This window comes from Dyella sp. 2RAB6 (assembly GCF_052115385.1).
Taxonomy (GTDB): domain Bacteria; phylum Pseudomonadota; class Gammaproteobacteria; order Xanthomonadales; family Rhodanobacteraceae; genus Dyella_D.
On record NZ_JBFRGP010000002.1, the window covers coordinates 163,262 to 183,805 of the forward strand.

General features: G+C 66.9%; 16 protein-coding genes. 12 read left to right on the forward strand and 4 right to left on the reverse strand.

The window, feature by feature from the left end:
* Positions 1-61 precede the first annotated feature (61 nt).
* From AB4083_RS04740 to AB4083_RS04750, 3 genes are read left to right on the forward strand one after another with little or no spacing between them, the layout of a single operon-like run.
* Entirely contained in the window at positions 62-1,123 is a 1,062-nt protein-coding gene (locus tag AB4083_RS04740; RefSeq protein ID WP_441606604.1) for an HlyD family secretion protein, read from the forward strand.
* Complete coding sequence (locus tag AB4083_RS04745) at positions 1,120-2,658, forward strand: DHA2 family efflux MFS transporter permease subunit (protein ID WP_441606605.1); 1,539 nt, start codon at positions 1,120-1,122, stop codon at positions 2,656-2,658. Before AB4083_RS04740 ends, AB4083_RS04745 begins: the two co-directional genes overlap by 4 nt.
* On the forward strand, positions 2,648-4,123 hold the full coding sequence (locus tag AB4083_RS04750) for an efflux transporter outer membrane subunit (protein ID WP_441606606.1): 1,476 nt from the start codon (positions 2,648-2,650) through the stop codon (positions 4,121-4,123). Before AB4083_RS04745 ends, AB4083_RS04750 begins: the two co-directional genes overlap by 11 nt.
* Here AB4083_RS04750 and AB4083_RS04755 read toward each other — a convergent pair.
* A complete protein-coding gene (locus AB4083_RS04755; RefSeq protein ID WP_441606607.1) occupies positions 4,083-4,709 on the reverse strand; it encodes a LysE family translocator in 627 nt (208 codons plus the stop codon). The two genes, AB4083_RS04750 and AB4083_RS04755, sit on opposite strands and share 41 nt — an antisense overlap.
* Before the next feature lie 251 nt (positions 4,710-4,960).
* Here AB4083_RS04755 and AB4083_RS04760 point away from each other — a divergent pair, with 251 nt between their 5' ends.
* Positions 4,961-5,977 (forward strand): patatin-like phospholipase family protein, encoded by a 1,017-nt coding sequence (locus tag AB4083_RS04760; RefSeq protein WP_441606608.1) that lies wholly within the window; start codon positions 4,961-4,963, stop codon positions 5,975-5,977.
* Positions 5,978-6,083: 106 nt separating this feature from the next.
* On the opposite strand, the gene AB4083_RS04765 is transcribed toward AB4083_RS04760, so the two are convergent.
* Positions 6,084-6,536 (reverse strand): nuclear transport factor 2 family protein, encoded by a 453-nt coding sequence (locus tag AB4083_RS04765; protein ID WP_441606609.1) that lies wholly within the window; start codon positions 6,534-6,536, stop codon positions 6,084-6,086.
* An 83-nt stretch (positions 6,537-6,619) separates the two neighbouring features.
* Here AB4083_RS04765 and AB4083_RS04770 point away from each other — a divergent pair, with 83 nt between their 5' ends.
* From AB4083_RS04770 to AB4083_RS04785, 4 genes are all read left to right on the forward strand, one after another.
* Entirely contained in the window at positions 6,620-7,228 is a 609-nt protein-coding gene (locus AB4083_RS04770) for a hypothetical protein (protein ID WP_441606610.1), read from the forward strand.
* Positions 7,229-7,593: 365 nt separating this feature from the next.
* Complete coding sequence (locus tag AB4083_RS04775; RefSeq protein ID WP_441606611.1) at positions 7,594-10,110, forward strand: hypothetical protein; 2,517 nt, start codon at positions 7,594-7,596, stop codon at positions 10,108-10,110.
* Positions 10,111-10,537: 427 nt separating this feature from the next.
* Complete coding sequence (locus tag AB4083_RS04780) at positions 10,538-12,892, forward strand: hypothetical protein (RefSeq protein WP_441606612.1); 2,355 nt, start codon at positions 10,538-10,540, stop codon at positions 12,890-12,892.
* Positions 12,893-13,249: 357 nt separating this feature from the next.
* Positions 13,250-13,921: a hypothetical protein gene (locus AB4083_RS04785; protein WP_441606613.1), complete on the forward strand. Its 672-nt coding sequence runs from the start codon at positions 13,250-13,252 to the stop codon at positions 13,919-13,921.
* Between the two features lie 59 nt (positions 13,922-13,980).
* Here AB4083_RS04785 and AB4083_RS04790 read toward each other — a convergent pair whose 3' ends face one another.
* On the reverse strand, positions 13,981-14,637 hold the full coding sequence (locus AB4083_RS04790; protein ID WP_441606614.1) for a GTP cyclohydrolase II: 657 nt from the start codon (positions 14,635-14,637) through the stop codon (positions 13,981-13,983).
* A gap of 211 nt (positions 14,638-14,848) precedes the next feature.
* Between AB4083_RS04790 and AB4083_RS04795 the strand changes: the two genes are divergently transcribed.
* The 4 genes from AB4083_RS04795 (at position 14,849) to AB4083_RS04810 (ending at position 19,261) form a co-directional block, all read left to right on the forward strand.
* A complete protein-coding gene (locus tag AB4083_RS04795; RefSeq protein ID WP_441606830.1) occupies positions 14,849-15,172 on the forward strand; it encodes a hypothetical protein in 324 nt (107 codons plus the stop codon).
* Complete coding sequence (locus AB4083_RS04800) at positions 15,172-16,428, forward strand: alginate export family protein (RefSeq protein ID WP_441606615.1); 1,257 nt, start codon at positions 15,172-15,174, stop codon at positions 16,426-16,428. Before AB4083_RS04795 ends, AB4083_RS04800 begins: the two co-directional genes overlap by 1 nt.
* Positions 16,429-16,559: 131 nt before the next feature.
* Complete coding sequence (locus tag AB4083_RS04805) at positions 16,560-17,651, forward strand: serine hydrolase domain-containing protein (protein ID WP_441606616.1); 1,092 nt, start codon at positions 16,560-16,562, stop codon at positions 17,649-17,651.
* Between the two features lie 149 nt (positions 17,652-17,800).
* Positions 17,801-19,261 (forward strand): FAD-dependent monooxygenase, encoded by a 1,461-nt coding sequence (locus AB4083_RS04810; RefSeq protein WP_441606617.1) that lies wholly within the window; start codon positions 17,801-17,803, stop codon positions 19,259-19,261.
* 32 nt (positions 19,262-19,293) lie between these two features.
* Here AB4083_RS04810 and AB4083_RS04815 read toward each other — a convergent pair whose 3' ends face one another.
* Entirely contained in the window at positions 19,294-20,523 is a 1,230-nt protein-coding gene (locus AB4083_RS04815; RefSeq protein WP_441606618.1) for a type III PLP-dependent enzyme, read from the reverse strand.
* Positions 20,524-20,544: the final 21 nt, after the last annotated feature.

Below are 20,544 nucleotides of genomic sequence, written 5' to 3' on the forward strand. Positions count from 1 at the left end.
GCTTCGGCATACAACTAGCGCCACTCGCCGCATACCCGCTGGCGTTGTGGAGATTCCTGCGATGTCCGCCATTCCCGAGCAGGTCGCGCCAAGGCCGCGCCTGAACATCCTCAAGCCGCTGGCCGGCGCCGTGCTCGCGGCCGGCCTGGCGTTCTACGGCATCCACTGGTGGACCGCCGGCCGCTTTGTCGAGGACACCGACGACGCCTATGTCGGCGGCGACACCACCGTGATCGGCGCCAAGGTGCCGGGCTACGTGCAAGCCGTGGCGGTGACCGACAACCAGTCCGTGCACCAGGGCGACCTGCTGGTGAAGATCGACGACCGCGACTACCGCGCCGCCGTCGCCAGGGCGCAGGCCGCGATCGCCGCGCAGCAAGCCGCGCTGGGCAATCTGGATGCGCAGAAGCATCTGCAGGAGAGTGTGATCGCCCAGGCCCAGGCGGCGCTCGCCGCCGCCAATGCCGAGTCCCGGCGTTCGAAGCTGGACGATGCGCGCTATCGCGAACTGGCCGGCCGCGCCGCGGTGTCGGTGGAAAGCGCGCAGCGCGCCGAAGCCACGTTCGCCACCGCCGCCGCCACCACCCAGCGCGCCGCTGCGGCCGTGCAGGCGGCGCAGCGCCAGCTCGAGGTGATCGACACGCAGAAGCACCAGGTCGAGGCGGCGCTGATGCAGGCCAGGGCGGAGGCCGAGCTGGCGCAGCTCAATCTGGGCTATACCGAATTGCGCGCGCCGGTGGATGGCGTGGTTGGCAACCGCCGCGCACGCGTCGGCACCTATGCCGCGTCGGGCAACCCGCTGTTGGCGGTGGTGCCGGCACGCGGCCTGTGGGTGGATGCCAACTTCAAGGAGGACCAGCTCAAGCGCATGCACGTCGGCCAGGCGGTGGAAGTGCGCGCGGACGTGATGCCGGGCCGTGTGTTCCAGGGCCACGTCGCCAGCCTCGCGCCTGCCACGGGTGCGCAGTTCAGCGTGCTGCCGCCGGAGAACGCCACCGGCAACTTCACCAAGATCGTGCAGCGCGTGCCGGTGCGGGTCGAACTCCATGGCACGGACGGCGACCTCGGCGTGCTGCGTCCGGGCCTGTCGGTCACCGCCCGCATCGATACCAAAGCGCCATGAGCCCGCTCGCCCACCTCAGCCAGGGGCAGAAGATATTCGCCTTCGCCAGCATGTGCCTGGGGATGTTTATCGCGCTGCTGGATATCCAGATCGTATCGGCCTCGTTGCGCGATATCGGCGGCGGCCTGTCGGCGGGTGCGGACGATGTGGCATGGATCCAGACCGCGTACCTGATCGCCGAGATTGTGGTGATTCCGCTGTCCGGCTGGCTGTCGCGGGTGTTCTCCACGCGCTGGCTGTTCGCTGCCTCGGCGGCCGGTTTCACCATCACCAGCCTGTTGTGCGGCGCGGCCTGGGATATCCAGAGCATGATCGTGTTCCGCGCCGCGCAGGGTTTCCTCGGCGGCTCGATGATCCCCACCGTGTTCACCACGGCCTTCGTGTTCTTCGAAGGCAAGCAGCGCGTGATCGCTGCCGCCACCATCGGCGCCATCGCCTCGCTGGCGCCCACGCTGGGGCCGACCCTGGGCGGCTGGATCACCGACCACTATTCCTGGCATTGGCTGTTCTTCATCAACCTGGTGCCGGGCGTGTTCGTCGCCATCGCGGTGCCCTTGCTGGTGAAGATCGACGAGCCGGACCTGTCCTTGCTGAAGTCGGGCGACTGGGCCGGTATGGCGCTGATTGCCATCTTCCTGGGCTGTCTCGAATACACGCTGGAAGAAGGCCCGCGCTGGAACTGGCTGGAAGACGACACCATCCGCACCACCGCCTGGGTCAGCCTGGTCGCCGGCGTGCTGTTCGTGTGGCGCGGCCTGACCGCGCAACATCCGGTGGTCGACCTGCGCGCCTTGAAGGACCGCAACTTCGCGCTGGGCTGTTTCTTTTCCTTCGTCACCGGCATCGGCCTGTTCGCCACCATCTATCTCACGCCGCTGTTCCTGGGACGGGTGGAAGGCTATAGCGCGTTCCAGATCGGCAAGGCGGTGTTCTCCACCGGGGTGTTCCAGATACTCAGCATTCCGCTGTATGCCTTCCTTGCCAACCGCGTGGACCTGCGCTGGCTGCTGATGCTGGGCCTGGCCTTGTTCACCGCCTCGATGATCGAGTTCATACCGATCACCCACGACTGGAGCAGCACCGAGCTGCTGCTGCCGCAGGCCTTGCGCGGCATCGGGCAGCAGATGGCGGTGCCGCCGACGGTAACGCTCACCCTCGGTGGCCTGGCGCCGGCGCGGCTGAAGTACGCCTCGGGCCTGTTCAACCTGATGCGCAACCTGGGCGGTGCGATGGGCATCGCCGGCTGCGCCACCATTCTCAACGACCGCACCAACCTGCATTTCTTCCGCCTGGCCGAGCGGCTGACACCGGTCAACGAAGCGATGAACAGCAGCTGGAGCGACCTGTCCGGCGCGACCGAAGCCTCCAGCGCAGCCTTGAAACAGTTGTGGCTGCTGACCTTCCGCGAGGCGCAGACGCTGACCTACGCCGACGCTTTCTTCTGCATCATGTTGTGCTTTGCCGTCGCGACGGTGATGGTCCCGTTGATGCGCAAAGTGCAGCCTCCTACCGGACCTTCCGCCGATGCGCACTAAACTTCTTTCCTCACTGCTGGTTCTGGGCCTGGCCGGTTGCACCGTCGGTCCCGATTACGTGAAACCTGCGCTGCCCGCCGCCGGCGCGTTCCATGCACGCGGCGACCTGATGTCGCCCGCCAAGGCCGCAACGCCGGCGCTGGACAGCTGGTGGACCGGCTTCGGCGATCCCGAACTGGTACGCATCGTGGAGCGCGTGATGGCGCAGAACCTCGACCTGGCCGCCTCCGCCGCGCGTGTCGAACAGGCACGCGCCGCCGCACGCCACGCCCAGGCCGAGCGCCTGCCGCAAGGCTCGCTGGACGGCAGCGCCGCGCGCGCGCGGCAGTCCAAACTCGATCCGCTGGGCAAGGTGGCAAGTGCGCTGCCGGGTTACGAGCGCAATCACACGCTGGAGGAAGTCGGTGCCGGGGCAAGCTGGGAGCTGGACCTTGCCGGCGGCCTGCGCCGCGAAGCCGAAGCGGCGGATGCGGAATACCAGGCGGCCGAGGCCAGCCACGCCGGCGTGCGCGTGTCGCTGGCGGCCGAGGCGGCGGATGCCTACTTCCGCGTGCGTGGTGCGCAGGTGCGCATCGCCATCGCGCAGGACCAGATCCGCAACGAGCAAGGCCTGCTCGAGCTGGTGCAACTGCGCCAGCAGCACGGCCTGGGCACCGCGCGCGAAACCGCGCAGGCCGAGGCGCTGGTGCTGCAGGCGCAGGCCACGCTGCCGCCGCTGAACATCGAGCTGGAAACGCAATTGAACCGGCTGGACGTGCTGATGGGTGCGGCGCCCGGCACTTATGCGCAGGAGGTCCAGCCCGAGCATGTGCCGTTCGCGGTGCCGTCGATCGACACGGCTGAAGGTCCCGCTTCGCTGCTGCGCCGCCGGCCCGATGTGATCGCTGCCGAGCGTCATCTGGCGGCAAGCAATGCACGGATCGGCGCCGCGGTGGCGCAGTACTACCCGTCGTTCTCGCTGTCGGCGCTGCTGGGCGTCAGCTCGCTGGTGCCGGGGAAGCTGTTCAACGGTTCCGCGGTCCAGTCCAGCGGTGCGCTGGGGCTGCATTGGCGTTTGTTCGATTTCGGCCGCGTCGATGCGGAAGTGAACGCAGCCAAGGGTGCGCATGCGGAGGCGATGGCCGTGTATCGGGGCTCGATGCTGCGGGCGACCGAGGACGTCGAGGACGCCATCGTCAACCTGGTGCAGCTCGAAGCGCGGCACGGCGTGCTAGACCGCGAGGTCGATGCGCATGTGCGCGCACGCGATGCGGCGAAGGACGCCTACACCGGCGGCGCGGTCAGCCTGGTCGAAGTGCTGGATGAGGATCGCCAACTGCTGGATGCGCGCGACAGCCTCGCGCGCATCCATGCGGACGAGGCGCGCGCGGCGGTGTCGGTGTTCCGTGCGCTGGGCGGTGGCTGGAATGCCGCTGAGCCGGCCCTCAACGTTGCTGCGTCGCCACCCGCAAGCCGAGCGAAATGAAAATGACGCCGACGATCTTGCCCTGCCAGCGCGCCAGCCAGGACAGCCGCCCGAGCAACCGGCCCAGCGGCTTGATCGACAGCGCCAGCAGGCTCGTATAGAGCGAGCTGAGCACGACGAAGATCAGGCCGAGCACGGCGAACTGCACGAAGCTCGAACCGCGTTCCGGGTGCACGAACTGCGGCATGAAGGCGAGGAAGAACAGCGCGGTCTTCGGATTGAGCAGCTCGGCCGGAATCGCCTGCAGAAAGGCCTTGACGGGCGTGATCGGCGCGACGGCGGGCAGGGCGGGGTTCTGCGGCCTGGCCAGGATGGCGCGGATGCCCAGGTAGATCAGATAAGCCGCGCCGACGTACTTCACCGCGTTGAACGCCAGCGCCGAAGTCATCAGCACCGCCGACAGCCCTACGGCCGCGAACAGCGTGTGGCCGAAGTCGCCCGCCGCAATGCCAAGGCCGGTGAGCACGCCAGTCCTGCGGCCACCCTGGATGGTGCGGCTCAGCACCAGCAGCACGGCGGGGCCGGGGATCAGGAACAGGCCGAGCACGACGGCGATGAAGGTGGCGAGGGTGGGGAGGTCGAACATGGCGGGCTCCTGCGGGTGGGCGAGTTGCATGAATCCCTGGGGCGACCTCCAAGTCAAGCGCCACCCCACCACCGTCATTCCGGCCTGCGCCGGAATGACGGTTTACGTAGGTTGGCTGTGTGCGAGTCCCGTCCGTCATCATCCCGAAAGCCCTCCGCGTAGACACACCCATCACGAACCCAAGCGCAGATTGCGAAGGTTTCGTGTGCGCAACGCCACGAACATGGACGTCAACCACAGGGGGCAACACCATGTCATTCAAGATTCTCTGCTGCGACGGCGGCGGCATCCGCGGTGTGATCACGGCGCTGCTGATCCAGGACCTGGACCAGAGCTTCGGCATCGTCAGGAACGCCGACGGCTTCGCCGGCACTTCCACCGGCGGCCTGATCTCGCTGGGCCTGGTCAGCAACGTGGATATCGACCACATCGTCAACATCTACAAGAAAGAGGGCTCGACCATCTTCCAGTCCAACGGCTGGCTGCTCGACGCGCAGGCCAAGCAGCAGGACCGTGCGCCGGCGCAGTCCGCGGAAGATCTGCTGGGCAGTGGCCCGGGTTTCTTCAGTTGCCAATACGTCAACACCGGCCTGCAGCAGGTCGCCAGGCAACTGGTGGGCAATGGCCCGCTGTCGTCGGCAAGCCGTTTCGTGGCGGTCAACTCCGCGCGCTTGTGGGATGCGAGCGAGAAAAGCTGGGTGCCTTGCACGATCTCCAACGGCAAGAACAACACCTATCGCAACATCGGCATGGTGGACGCCGCCCTGGCCACCTCGGCCGCACCGACCTACTTCCCGCCATACCAGGTGGGCGATTTCGGTTACTTCGCCGATGGCGGCACCTTCGCCAACAACCCTTCGATGGCGGCGATCGTGGAAGCGATCTACCAGGGCTATGCCAACGCCACCTCGGACATCGTGATGCTGTCGCTGGGTACCGGCGTCAACCCGGTGGGCGTGCCGCCCTCCTATGTCTCCGATCCGCTGGACTGGGGCGTCACGCATTGGCTGTGGCCCTCCAGCAATGGTGTGGTGCCAGCCACGGCGCTGCTCAACCTCACCATGGATGCCACGGCGGATCTGGCGACGATCCAGGCCGGCCAGCTGCTCGGCAACAACTACATGCGCGGCAACGTGCCACTGGCCAAGCCATTCGCCCTGGACGACTACGAGAACGTCGGCGAGCTGGTGAGCGCGACGCAGGATTACATCAAGAACTCGCCCGATTGGCAGACGGTGCGCAACTGGGTGAAGCAGAACTGGACGTAATCGTTGCAGGCACGCCGTTCCAATGGGCGGCGTGCTTCTTTCTCGCGCAACAGAGAAGGATCGGACCGGCGCGAACTCGCGCCGTCCTCGATAAACCCGATGCGCCTTATTCTCTATCCGCCAGCCGCGACGCATGGCTCGCCACGATCACCCAGCCGCCGGGCTTGTGCACATAGGTGTCGGTGAACTGGAAATCCAGCGCATAGGGCTTGCCGTCGCTCTTGCCCTCCACCCGGGTAATGCCGGTCACCACCGCTGCGTCGCCGTACACGCGAACCTTCGAATCGCGGTTGCGGAACACATCGTACTTGGTGCCGCTGCGCAGATCGGCGACCTCATCGGCACGCGTGGTGACCTTGCCGGTGGAGCTGGTCAGGGTGAAGGTCGAATCCAGGTGCTGCTCCAGCCAATCCGCATCCTCCCGCTCGAACGCGGCACAGATCTCGCGCTCGGCCTGGAGGATCTGCTGGACTTCGTCTTTCTGCGCGGAGCGGGCGGGTGCGGCCGCCAGCAGGAACAGCGGCAGCAGCAAGGCGGGAAGGGCGGCGCTGGGGCGCATGGAAGGCTCCGGTTCGTGGCGGCGGCCTTGTATAGCATGCGCGGCGCTTCGCGATCCCGGGTCGATGGGCGCATGCTTTGCGCATGGACGAATTCATCCAGCCCCGTACGCTCGGCCGCGGCCGCAGCTTCGTCTACATGCTCCCTTGCCGCGACCAGGACCTGTTGAAGATCGGGTTCTCGCGGGAACCGCTGGTGCGCTTGCGCACGTTCCACCACCGTTTCTTCGATTACTTCGACCTGGAGCGCGGCCTGCTGCTCGAAGTGGATCGCGTCGCCCAGGCGCGGGCGATCGAGCGCGACATCCTGCGGCGGCATGCGCAGGAGCGCTCACCCGCACCGCTCGCGGTATCCGACCACGCCGCCGGCTATACGGAATGGTTGCGTGGCGTCGGCCCCGAAGTAACGGCGTACTTGCGCGAAGTGGCCGAGCGCAATGCTCACCCGCTGCACGGTCTGCACGACTGGGTTCGCCTCATGTTCGATGCGCAGTCCGACCGCTTGTACGACCTGTCGCTGAAACTGCTCGAAGCGATCGAGTACGAGACGTTCAACGTGCCGAAAGAGTTGGCCAGCGGGCAGGCTGCGCGTTCGCTGGTCTACGTGCTGGACGCTTGCGCTGCCGTCGGTATCGATATGACAGCGAAGTTTCCGGAAGCGGTGTTGGCATGGTGGAAGTTCGCACCAAGATGACAGGCAGCGCACTGCTCGGAAACTGCGATGCAGCCCGCATTCGAACCCCAAGCGCCTAGACATCTTCATCACAACTCCAAGCGCACATTCCTGCGGCCCACGTACGCAATGTCGTGGGTTTCCACGGACAGGGGGAGTCATGAAGCGCACCACGCACTTGCTGCTGTAGGCCAACTGCGCCTTCGGCCCTGAGTCCATGCGCGTTTGCGCGTGGCTTTGTCGCATGTCGATCGCGGCACGCGTTCTTGCGCCCGCGCGGGTGCGCTTGCGCTTGCGCCTGCCGCAAGAAGGCACGCCCTGGGCCGGGCTTTCCCCGTTCGCCATCACCCGGGCAACAACGCATCACTACACACAAGGAGAGTTGCATGAGTACCTGTAAGCGTACGCATGAAGGTGTAGCTCGACAGCTTCCACGAACCTCGCGATGGTGGCGCAAGCTCGCCGTCGCTCCGGCCTGCCTGACCCTGCTGGGCCTGGCGATGGCCGAACCTGCTTCGGCGGCGATTCGCCATGGCCTGACCTGGCGCGTGCTGGAGCAGCAGGGTGCCTACGTGCACGTCGGCCGCGATGACATCACCAATGCCTATCAGGGCGACACCACGGTCGACCAGATGCTGCCGATCCTGTGCGTGTACAAGGACGGCCGCGCCGCGCCGGGCGGCATTAACTTCGACTACAGCAATGGCTGGGTGCAGGGTGCCTTGCAGCTCAGCGCGCCGATCACCGGCAGCGCGCTCGCCTCGCAGGCCCAGGCCGACGGCATCTGCGCCAGCCAGCTCGGCGCCGGTTGGCGCATGGCGGAGTTCCACGATGGCGGTGGCGGCTGGTCGTATTGGGGCAGCGGGCAGTTGCCCACCGATACGCGCTTCTGGGTGGCCATCAACGACCAGCCGGCGAACCCCTGGAATTCGGCCGGCGATCCGCCGCCGGTGGATCCGCAGGATCCCAACTACAACCAGCAGACCGTGCAGACCGGTGCGGGCTGGAAGCTGGTGCAGACGGCCGGCACGCTCGACGACACCGGCGCTGCCTTCAACGAGCAGTTCTATCAGGTGGATGGTGCGGCCGGCTTGACCGCCTCGCCGCTGCCGCAGCAGCTCAAGGATGCAATCGCCGCTGATATCGCCGCCACGCCCGCGGGCGAAGCGGTGAGCTATTCGGTGAGCAAGACCATCGCCGACGAGGTCGCGCTGTCGGCCATGCAGGGCAGTCCCACTCAACGCCTGATCGATCTGTCGGCGCAGGCGGACTCCGCCTCGATGATGGCGTCGAGCAATGTCAGCCGCATGGGCATTCTTGGTTGCGGCGACAAGGACATCACCAAGAACAAGGCCTTCAACTGGGGCTCGCCGATCAACAGCAACTACAACCTGGGCGATGCCAACAGCGGCTTCACCGGCAACGTGTCGCTGTCGGGCACGGCCAACGTCAATGCCACCGGCGAAATCCAGATCACGCTCAAGCGCACGGGCATCTGGTTCGTGTGCGTGCCGTACGGCGTGAAGTTCCGCTATGCACGGGTGAACGGCACGGCGAAGATCGACCAGGGCGCGACGGTGAGCGGTTCCATCACCTATGCCAACCCGAAGGCCTGGGAGTGGCCGATCGCCAAGCCGTTCCTGTTCTCGATCAACTTCATGGCCGGTCCGATCCCGGTGCATATCGGCTTCAACCTGCCGATCACCGCGGGCTTCGACAAGAAGGGCATCACGGCGACGGTGACCGGCTCGGTGACCTATAGCGGGCGCAGGATGGTGTCCGGCTACTTCGACTACAACTGCACCAGTTCGGGCTGCTCGGGCAGTTCCCAGCTGGATACCACGGACCTGGGCACGCAGCCGGTGACGGCCAGCGTCTCCGGGCGCTTCCAGCCTTCGCTGTATGCGCAGGTGGCGTTCCGCGGCTATCTGTATAGCGACAGCTTCGCCTACGCGCAGGTCGGCATCCGCCCGTACATCATGGGCGACCTGTGGGGCTACTACGGCAACAACTGCGGCGATGCGGACGGCGACGGCACGTTCGAGACCGTCGATGCGCTGACCTTCGACCTGGATTGGCAGCTGAAGGTCACCGGCCAGGCCGATACCTTCATCACCAAGGAATGGCGCAAGGACATCTACACCTCGCCGCGCTGGCACGTGCAGTTCTGGGATCTGCTGGGCGGCGCCGGTTCGCGCGCGGTGACGCCGATGGCGGTGGGTCCGGCTATCGTGCCGGCAGGTACGGCGCAGACCTATACGGCGAAGATGCGCTCCTGCTGGCCGTACGCCGACAACGTCAACTTCTCGGTCGACTGGGGTGACGGCAGTGCCGCGCAGGCGGTCAGCGGTCCGGCTGCCACCGGTGTCAACGCCGCGCACACCTGGGCAGCAACCGGTTCGCCGCTGCTGCGCCTGACCGCGTTGAGCGATGCGCATGGCCGCAACCTGGGCAAAGCCACGCAGCGCACGGTGACGGTGAACAACGCGCACGTGCACCTGGGCCTGACCTGGAAGCTGATCGGCACCAACGGCTCGTACTCGCACGTGGGTATCGACTCGACCAGCAACCCGTATCAGGGCGACACCAATCCGGCGACCGCGCTGCCGGTGCTGTGCCTGAGGCAGGACGGGCGCGCGGCACCGCCGGGGATGACCTTCGATCCGTACAACAACGGCTGGGCCAAGGGCGAGATCCGCCTGACCGCTCCGGTGCAGGGCTTGTCGCTCACGTCTCGTGCGGTGGCCGACAACCTGTGCGCCTCGACCTTCGGCAGCGGCTTCCGCATGGGCGAGTTCCATGATGGCGGCGGCGGCTGGACGTGGTGGGCGCAGGGCGTGATCAGCGGCGCCAACCGCTTCTGGGTGGCGATCAACGATCAGCCGGCGAATCCGTGGAACTGATTCGCGGGCGGGGCGTGCGGCGCTAGCTGCACAGCTGTTGGCAAGAAGGCCGTGSCGCGGGCGCCGAGGCGTCCGCGGCACGGCTGCCGTATTGGCGATGCGGTAGCAAAGTGGCGGCACTTTGGTTGCTTCGTGGCCGGTATTTGTACGGGCGCGTCGATCCGCACACCTGCTCCCAAGCTGTCTATCTACCGTTCCCCCCATACACGGGCGAATCCGCCCGATGCATCGGGGAATGGCTATGAGTGCTTGCAGCTATGGCGATCGGCACGCCGTTCGAAACGGCGCGATTGACAGCGAGAGGCTCCCGCCGAGGCGAACGCAGCGAGGCGGGCGATGGTGGCGCAAGGCCGTTATCGCACCCGCCTGCCTGACTCTTTGCGGGCTGGCGATCGCCGCACCCGCGGCCACAGCCAACCGCCACGGCATGACCTGGCGCGTGCTGGAACAGCAGGCCGATCATGTGCGCGTGGGTGCCGACGACCGGACCGACGCCACCAGGGGCGATGCGTCGATCGACCAGGTATGGCCGATCCTCTGCCTGCTGAAAGACGACCGCGCCATGCCGGGCAGCATCAAGCTGGCCCCTGGCACTGGTTGGGTGCAGGGTGCGCTGCAGCTCACGCGTCCGATCGCCGGTCATGCCTTGCTCGGCCGGGAGCAGGCCGATGGCATCTGCGCCCGCGCGTTTGGCCGTGGTTGGCGTATGGCGCGGTTCGGCGATGGCGCAGGCGCAGGCGCGTACTGGGGTGAGGGCGAGTTGCCGGCGGGCACGCGCTTCTGGGTGGCGATCGATGACCAGCCTGCCAATCCATGGGATGGCGCAGCGGCCGGCACGCAGGCGGCCCCGCGCACGTCGAACTACCAGCAGCACACGGTGCGCTCAGGTGCGGGCTGGAAGTTGACGCGAAGCACCGGCAAGTTGAGCGGCACGGGCGCGGTCTTCAACGAGCAGTTCTACACCATCGATGGCGAGGACGGCTTGCTGGCGGCGCCGATCCCGCAGCAGCTCAAGGAAGCGATCGCGGCCGATATCGCCGCTGCGCCAGCGAGTGAACCTGCCACTTATTCGATCAGCAAGAGCGTGGCCGACGAGATTGCGCTATCGGCCATGCAGGGGCGGCCCACCCAGCGGCTGATCGCGCTGGCGGCCGAGGGCGGGGCGGTGGCCGGCATGGCGCGCGGTGGCATTCTGGGTTGCAACAACAAGGAGATCGTCCAAAGCAAGGCGTTCGATCTCAGCTCGCCGATCCATGGCACCTACCATCTCGGAGGCGGCACGGGCTTCACCGGCAATGTGTCGCTTTCCGGCAACGCGAAGGTGAATGCGCTGGGCGAAGTTTCCGTCACGCTCAAGCGCTCCGGCATCTGGCATCTGTGCGTGCCGTACGGCGTGAAGCTGCATCACGCGCGGGTGAAGGGCGCGGTCCGGATCGAGCAGGGTGCGACGGTGAGCGGCTCCATCACCTATGCCAATCCGACCGCCTGGGAATGGCAGATCGCCAAGCCGTTCCTGTTCTCGATCGACTTCATGGCCGGACCGATTCCGGTGCACATCGGTTTCAATATGCCGATCACCGCGGGATTCGACGAGAACGGCATCACGGCGACGATCGCCGGCGAGGTCACCTACAGCGGGCAAAGAAGCATTTCAGGCGACTTCGACTACCGTTGCAGCGGCACGGAATGCTCGGGCAGTTCAAGGCTCGACAGCAAGGACCTGGGCGCGCAGCCGGTAACGGCAAGCATCTCCGGACGCTTCCAGCCTTCGCTGTATGCGCAGGTGGCGTTCCGCGGCTATCTGTATTCGGACAGCGTCGCCTATGCGCAGGCAGGCATTCGGGCCTATCTGATGGGCGACTTGTGGGGCTACTACGGCAACCATTGCGATGACGCCGACGGCGATGGCCGCTCGGAGACCGTCAATGCGCTGACCTTCGACCTGGATTGGCAACTGAAAGTAGTCGGCCAGGCAGATACCTTCCTCACCTCGGAGTGGCGCAAGGACCTGTGGACCTCGCCGCGCCGGCATGTGCAGTTCTGGGACCTGCTGGGCGGTGCGGGCTCGCGTGCGCTCACGCCGGTGCTGGAGGGGCCCGGCCTGGTGCCTGCGAACAAGGCCCGTGCTTACCGCGTCGCCATGCGTTCCTGCTGGCCTTATCGCGACCCCGTCGACTATGAGCTGGCTTGGGGCGACGGCGGCGCCGCGCAGTCGCTGACGGGCCTGGCGACGACCGGCCAGGACGCCGTGCACAGCTGGACTCAGCTTGGTTCACCCGCCTTGCGTCTGACGGCGTTGCGCGATGCGCATGGCCGCAAGCTCGGCAAGAGCACCACGCGCACCGTGGAGGTGGCGGAATCGACCAGTCGTCACGGGGTCACCTGGAAGTTGCATGCCACCCATGGAGCGTATTCCCTGGTGGGGCCCGACGCGCAGACCCGTCCCTACCAGGGCGACACCGATCCCACGGTTGCGCTGCCGGTCCTGTGCCTGAAGCAGGTTGGCGCAGCGGTGCCCATGGAGATCGTTCCCCACCTGGTCGGTGCGATCGGCTGGGGCCAGGGCGAGATCGGCCTGACCCAGCCCATCGCCGGTCGTGCGCTGACCTCGCGAGCGGTAGCCGACCAGGTATGCGCGGCGAGCTTCGGCAGCGGCTTCCGCATGGCGGAATACGTCCATGGACGGCATGGCTACAGCTATAGCTGGTGGGCGCAGGGCGTGATCCGCGGCGACAGCCGGTTCTGGGTGGCGGTCGACCAGCCTGCCAACCCTTGGAACTGATGCTGCAAGCTTGAAGTGACAAACCGCGATGCCACGGGTGCCTCCCGCGCCCGTGGCATCGCAACTGGCATGTGCTGCGCGTCGTGAGAGACGAATCCGCATCACAGATTGCCCGGGCACTGCATCCCGCTTTGATAAGACTGGCCTTATTTGACCGTCGAATGTCCTGATTCGGACCGTGCGTTCTCGTATGCTCCGCGCGAAAAATCATTCCCGGCTCGGATGACACGTCGTTCCCATGATGGCGAGGGCGCAGGGGATAAACAGCCGTGCAGTCGATGAATGCCAGGGAAGCACAACGTCAACGCGTTGATCGCATGGACGATCCCCCGGAACGCGCAGGTTGAGGATAAGGACTTGCAGCAGCTCCAACCCAGAAGGCCTCCTGCCAAGCGCCACCAGCTCAAGCGGCTGCAATTGCGGCGCAACCAGCTGCAGCGCCTGCAGCACAAGAAGCGCCAGCACCGCATCCTGCTGCTCCAGCAGCAGCGGACCCAGCTGCTGGCCAGGCTGGCCCAGCTCATCATCGACATTCTGCGCAGCGGCCTGCAGTGGCAGCTGCAGTGGGACGGCGCGGCCAAGGCGGCGCCGAAGAGCGCGGCGCGGCGCGGGACGCTGGTGCGCGCACCGGTATCCGGCGTGGTCGCCAGCATCCTGCCGCGCGAGTGCGTGCAGGACGCGCAGCCCGGCGCGCCTGCCACCTCCCGGTTGTTGGCGGAACTGTGGGTGGACCAGCGCTCGCTCGACTTCATGCGCAAGGGCGCCGTGGTGGTGATCCGCTACCGCGCGTTTCCGCACCAGCGCTTCGGGCGCTACAGCGGGCGCGTGCTGTCCCGTTCGCTGCTGGCGATTTCGGCCAACCGTGCCACGCGGCAGCTGGGGCGCCCGACGGATGGGCCGCGCTTCCGGGTCAGGGTCTGGCTGGACCAGCACAGTTCGATCGTGGACGGCCGCACCGAGCCGCTGATCCCGGGCATGACGCTCGATGCGGACATCCTGCTGGAGCGGCAGCAGCTGGCCGAGCTTTGAAGCGAAGCGAAGTCCCCAGGATGCATGCGCATCCTGGCGCAGGCTGACGGCGGCTTCGCTCAGGCTTCTTCCGTCGCGCCCGGCAGCCGCAGGGTGTGCCGGGTATGGCGCACCTTGGCTTCGAGATAGCGCAGGTTGTGCCGGCCGGAGAACACGCCGGTCGGACGCACGGCCACCACCTCGATGCCCTGCGCTTCGAGCTGGGCGCGCTTGTCGGGATTGTTGGTGATCAGGGTGATGCGGGTGAGGCCCAGCGCCTTGAGCATCTCGGCGGCGGCGGTGTAGTCGCGCTCGTCGTCGCCATGGCCGAGGGCGCGATTGGCGGCGTAGGTGTCGTGGCCCTGTTCCTGCAGCCGGTAGGCGTCGAGCTTGGCGTAGAGGCCGATGCCGCGGCCTTCCTGGCGCATGTAAAGCAGGTATCCGCCTTCCTCGTGCAGGCGCGTCAGCGATTCCTGCAGTTGCGGACCGCAATCGCAGCGCGCCGAACCGAGCACGTCGCCGGTGGTGCATTCCGAATGCAGGCGCACCAGCGGCGCGTCGGCGGTGCCGGTGCCCAGGCGCAGGGCGAAATGCTCCTTGCCGTCGGACAGGCCATGGAAGCTGTACATCGCGCCGGCCGCCTCGCGGCCATCGGCGAGCTGGATCGGCAACTGCGCGGTGGTGCGCACGCTGGGCGTTTTATCGAGCGGGACGGCATGCACGCAGGAAGAAGACATGGAAGTGATCTCGAGGCTGGGGGAGCCGCGTCTATAGATGGGGATGATCAGGTGTGTGCTCAACGCGCCCCGATCGGTTGTATAAGGCGCTCCCCGCGAAACCAACAGGCCTGCGCCGGGAACACTGCGTTCACCGGGGCGGCCAGGGCTTGATCTCTTGAGGTTGTGAGACAACGGGCCATTCTAGCGTTTCGCCATGGCGGCGGCAGGCATGCGTTGCCGCCGATCCCGGCTAAAGAGAGCCTCTAGTGACTCGGCGCGCGGGCTTGACGCGCCGGACGCCGTGCTGGACCCGACGCGCTCCAACCAGATCCGCGCCACGCCGGCGGACATCCACTTGTACTTCGTGATGTTCCTGCAGAGCGGGCCGCACGCGGTGATCAACTATCGCCAGATCCGCTTTCTCGACGACGGCGCGGCAGTAGACATGGGCGTCTATACTTTCGAGCTGAACACCTATGTCTATAAGAGGGTCGACGGCCAGTGCAAGATCATCAATCAGCATTCCTCGCTGATGCCGGAACAAGCCTCTTAATGCGCGAACGCGGTGGCGCCAGCCTGGGGCGCATGCTCAACAAGGCGTGGCGCCGTTCCTGTCTGGGCCTGGCCGGGACCATGGCGGCGATGTCGGCAGCGGCGGGCGAAGCGCCCGCCGAAAGCGCGCCGTACCTGGACCTGCGCTACCGCTACAGCAATCTGTATTCGCAGTCCGCCCCGTTGCGCGGACATGCCAACACCGTGCGTCTGCAATTCGGCTACCGCTGGGCGCTCGGCAACGGCTGGAGCGCCTATGCGGAAGGCACCGCCGTGCGTTCGCTGTTCGGTCGCCAGTACGACGACACCTCCGGCCGCCGCCTGCCGTACCCGATCGAGGCCGACCCGAAGTCGACCGGCCTCACCAATGCCTGGCTGGAATACCGCAACGACAAGGTGCGCGTGCGCGTGCGCGTCGGGCGGCAGTACGTGGTGATGGACAACGGCCGCTTCGTCAGCAACAACGGCTGGCGGCAGACGCCGCAGTCGTTCGAGGGCGTGGGCGTGGCGTGGAAAGCCTGGACCGGCGCGGAGCTGGGCTATCACTGGCTGGACCAGGTCAACCGCACGGTGGGCGAAGACTTCCCGGACCGGATGCAGCGCCGCTGGAAACTCAATGCGCACCTGCTGCACCTGGATCAGGCGCTGCCGCTGGGCAAGCTCACCGCCTACGGCTATTTCATCCGCAACAGCACGCGGCCGGCCAATTCGGTACGCACGCTTGGGGTGCGCTGGAGCGGCACGCGCAAGCTCGGCCCGGACGGCGCCCGCCTGGGCTGGACCGCCGAGCTGGCCCGCCAGCACGACTACGGCAACAACCCCGCGCGTTTCAGCCTGGGCTATCACCTGGCCGAAGTGAGCTATGGCTACGCGCCGTTCTCGCTCAAGGCGGGTGAGGAACGGCTGGGCGGCAACGGCACCACGCCGTTGGTGGTGGCCTATGGCGCGGCGCGCGCGTTCAATGGCTGGGTCGGCGCGTTTCGCATCCCCGCCGCGGGATTGCGCGACCGCTATGCCGGCGCGTCCGGTTCGTTGCCGATCGCGCGCAAGGCCAGCTGGCAGGTGGTCTATCGCCACTTCACGCCGGTGCTCGGCGGGCCCGCGCTGGGCAACGAGCTGGATGCCGGCGTGCTGTTCGACGTGGGCAGCGGCGTCACGCTGGAAATGCAGTACGGCGACTACCGCGCGCATGGCTATGGCGTGGACGAGCGCAAGCTCTGGTTGATCGCGCAGTACCGCTTCGGCCACCAGCCCTAAACAGCCGACCGTAAACAGCCAGCCGTAAACAACCACGACCAACTTCCGGCACTTATCGCCTCGTCCGCATTCCGTCGATAAGTCTGGGCTGGCAAGTGCGCGCCGCGCACTCCAGGCGGGGGGTCAAAGGCATGGCGAGCAGGCGTCGTTTCGTACAAGGCATGGCGGGTGCGCTCGCCGGTGCATGGCTGGCGCCTTCGCTGCTGGCGGCGGAAGCCGAGGCGGGCAAGGGCGTAAGGGCGGTCGTCGACGATTTCGTCAAGGCGAACGGCTTTCACGGTGTCATCCATCTCGTGCGCAAGCAGCGCGTGGTGTTGTCCGAAGCGTTCGGCATGGCCGACGTGGAAGCGGGACGCCACGCCACGGTGGACACGCTCTATCCGCTGGCATCGATCAGCAAGTGGTTTGTCTCGGTGGCGATACTGCGGCTGATCGAGCAGGGCAAGCTGGCGCTCGACGGTTCGATCGGCGATTACCTGCCCGACTACCGCGCCGACAACGGCGCCAAGGTGAAGCTCAAGCACCTGCTGTCCAATTGCAGCGGTATTCCCAATGGCTTTACGCCGGTGGTCAAGGCCGATCCGGCGATATGGACCAAGTCATACACCACCAGCGAGGCGATCAAGGCCTTCTGTTCGGGCGACCTCGCGTTCGAGCCGGGGAGCCGGTTTTCCTACGACCTCACCAATTGGGTTCTGGTCAAAGGTATCGTCGAACACGTCACCGGCCAGGAGTTCGCCCAGGCCATCGATGCGCTCGTGCTCACCCCGCTGGGGCTCAAGCATGTGCTGCCGCGCTACACCGACGAGGCCCGCGCCCAGGTCGCGGTGGGCTACGCCACGATCGATCCGCCGGTGCGCAAGATGAACCCGCAATTGGTGTACATGGTGGCGTCGGGTGGCTATTGCGGCACGGCGACCGATCTCGTGCGCGCGGCCGAAGGCGTGTATGGCAGCTCGCTGCTCAGCGAGGCATCGCGCAAGACGCTGAGCACGATCCTGGTGCCGACGGAGTCCTACGCGCTAGGCGGCCGGGTCAAGACAGTGCAGGCCGATGGCGCGGCACGGACGTTTGCGTGGGAGACGGGGCGGACCGATGGCTACCGCTCGCTGCTCGCGCACCGGCTCGACGGGCAATCCACCCTGGTGCTGCTCAACAACACCGACCTGAGCCAGAAGACCATCGACCTGTTCGCCGAGGCGGTCTTCGCCACGCAGGCATGAACGCGGAATCGCAGGCATAAAAAAAGCGAGGGGTTTTGCCACCCCTCGCCGCTTCCAGAGTATAGCGCACCCCCGGGCTTGCCGTAAGGCGGGGGGCCAGGCGCAGCATCGCCGCCCTTGCCGGTACCGGCGGTCCTGGGAGCGATGCGATGGCGGAACACGAAGTGGTGATCGTCGGCGGCGGCCCGACGGGCCTGATGCTGGCGGGCGAGCTGGCCCTGGCCGGCGTGGACGTGGCGATCGTGGAGCAGCGCGCCAACCAGGAGGTGCCGGGTTCGCGCGCGGGCGGCCTGCATTCGCGCACGCTGGAAGTGTTCGACCAGCGCGGCATCGTCGATTGGTTCGTGGCGGAGGGCAAGCTGCATCCGCATGCCTACTTTCATGTGGCGCTGGAGATCGGCGATTTCCCCACGCGGCACAACTACGTGCTCGGCCTGTGGCAGAAACATATTGAACGCATCCTGGCGAGCTGGATCGCCACGCTGCCGGTGAAGTTCTATCGCGAACGCGCGGCGGCCGGCTTCGAGCAGGACGATGACGGCGTCAGCCTTGCACTATCCGATGGCAGCTCGCTGCGCGCGTCCTACCTGGTCGGTTGCGATGGCGGACGCAGCGCGATCCGCAAGGCCGCCGGCATCGAGTTCGCCGGCTGGGATGCCACCAAGAGCTGGCTGATCGCCGAGGCGCAGACGGCGGAGGAGCCTGCATGGGGCTTTCGCCACGACCAGCTCGGCACGCACGGCATCGGCAAGGCCGAGGATGGCCGCGCGCGCATCGTGCTGACGGAAGCGCGTTTGAACTCGGGCAGCGAGCCGAGCTTGCGCGAGGTCAGCGAGGCACTGACCACCGTGTATGGCCGCGACTTCGGCATCCATGACGCCAGCTGGATATCGCGCTTCTCCGATCTCAGCCGCCAGGCCGCGGCCTATCGCGAACGGCGCGTGCTGCTGGCCGGCGACGCGGCGCACGTGCATCCGCCGATGGGCGGGCAGGGGCTGAACCTGGGCGTGCAGGACGCAGTGAACCTCGGCTGGAAGCTGGCGCAAGTGGTCAAGCGCACGGCGCCGGAGCATCTGCTCGATACCTATCAGGCCGAACGCCACCCCGTCGGCGCACGTGTGCTGCGCAACACCATGGCCCACGTCGCGTTGCAGCGCCGGGACGAGCGCAGCCTGGCGCTGGACGCCTACCTGGTCGAGTTCCTTGCGATGGACGAGCCGCGCAAGCGCATGGCGGCGGAGGTGATCGGGCTGGGTATCCGCTACGACTTCGGCGAGGGGCATCCGTTGCTCGGGCGGCGCATGCCGGACCTGGATCTGCTCACCGTCGGCGGGCCCTTGCGCGTTTTCAGCCTGCTGCACGAAGCGCGGCCGCTGTTGCTCAACTTCGGCGTGCCCGGCAGCCTGGACGCCGCGCTCGCGCCATGGGCCGCTCGCATGCGCCGGGTCGATGCGCAGTGCAGCGGGGTGTGGGAGCTTCCGGTGCTGGGCGTCGTGAATGCCCCCGCCGCGGTATTGATCCGGCCCGACGGCTATGTGGCCTGGGTCGGCGAAGGCGATGACGCGGGACTGGCCGAGGCACTGGCCACCTGGTTCGGGCCCGCGGCTTAAAGGCCCCGCTGTCGATCTCACCGTCCGCACCGTCAGGCGACGCGGACGGCGAGCGTGTCTTGCGCCACCGGCGCCGCTTCGAGAAACGCCATCCGCGGCGCCGGATGCATCAGGAAATTCTGGTGCGAGATATTCCAGGCATAGGCGCCGGCGAGGGAGAACAACAGGCAATCGCCCGGCGCCAGCGCATCCACCGGTTGCGCCCGCGCCAGCACGTCCTTGGGCGTGCACAGCTGGCCGACCAGGGTGACCCGTTCGTGTTCGATCAGCGGCGCGCGGTGGCCGCGCAGGATGCGGAACGGATGATCGTGCCCCTGCGCGGGTGGCGTGCGGAAGTGGTGGGTGCCGCCGCGCGCCATGGCAAAGTACTCGCCGTGGCTGCGCTTGATGTCGATGACTTCCATCACGTACCAGCCGCAGGCGACGCTGACATAGCGGCCCGGCTCGAAGCGCAGGCGCAGGCCGTGGGCGTGCTGTTGTAGAACGTCGCGCAAGCCTGCGCAGAACTGCAGCCAATCGAACGAGGCTGCCGGCTCGGCGTAGTCCACGCCGAAGCCGCCGCCGGCATTCACCACCGCGAAGTCGAGGCCGTAGGCGGCTTTCCAGCGGTTGGCGATATCCAGATAGGCGCGCACCAGCTCGAGCTGCATAGCCGCATTGCGCTGGTGCGACATGAGATGAAAGTGGAAGCCTTCCAATCGCAGGCGCGGATGCCGGCGCAGCAGCTCCACCGCCTGTGGCAGATCCGCTTCGTCCATGCCGAACGGCGTGGGCTTGCCGCCCATCATCAGACGCGTATCGCCGATGCCCGGCACGGCGATATTCATGCGCAGGAAGATCGGCACGGGTTTGCCCAGCGCGTCGGCGATGGATGCCAGGCGGGCGAGTTCGCCCAGGCTTTCCACGTGCAGCGTGCAGTCGGGCAGCGCGGCGGCCAGGGCCAGTTCGCTGTCCAGCTTGCCCGGGCCGCCGAACAGCAGCGGATGCGCGGGTTGCTGCTCGTGCAGCCAGCGCAGCTCGCCGCCGGAGGCAGCCTCGAAGCCGTCCACCCACGGCGCCACCGTCTGCAGTACGGGTGCTTCGGGGTTGGCCTTGGCGGCGTAGTACAGCTCGCAGCCGTCGGGCAGGGCAGCGCGCATCCAGCGCACGTGCTGTTGCAGCGCTTGCAGATCGTAGACGTAGGCGCAGATCGGCTCGGCCGATTCGGCGCGCCATTGGGCGACGAGGGCTTCGACGCGTTCGGGTTGGCAATGCAGGGTCATGCGTGGATACCTGGTCGAAGC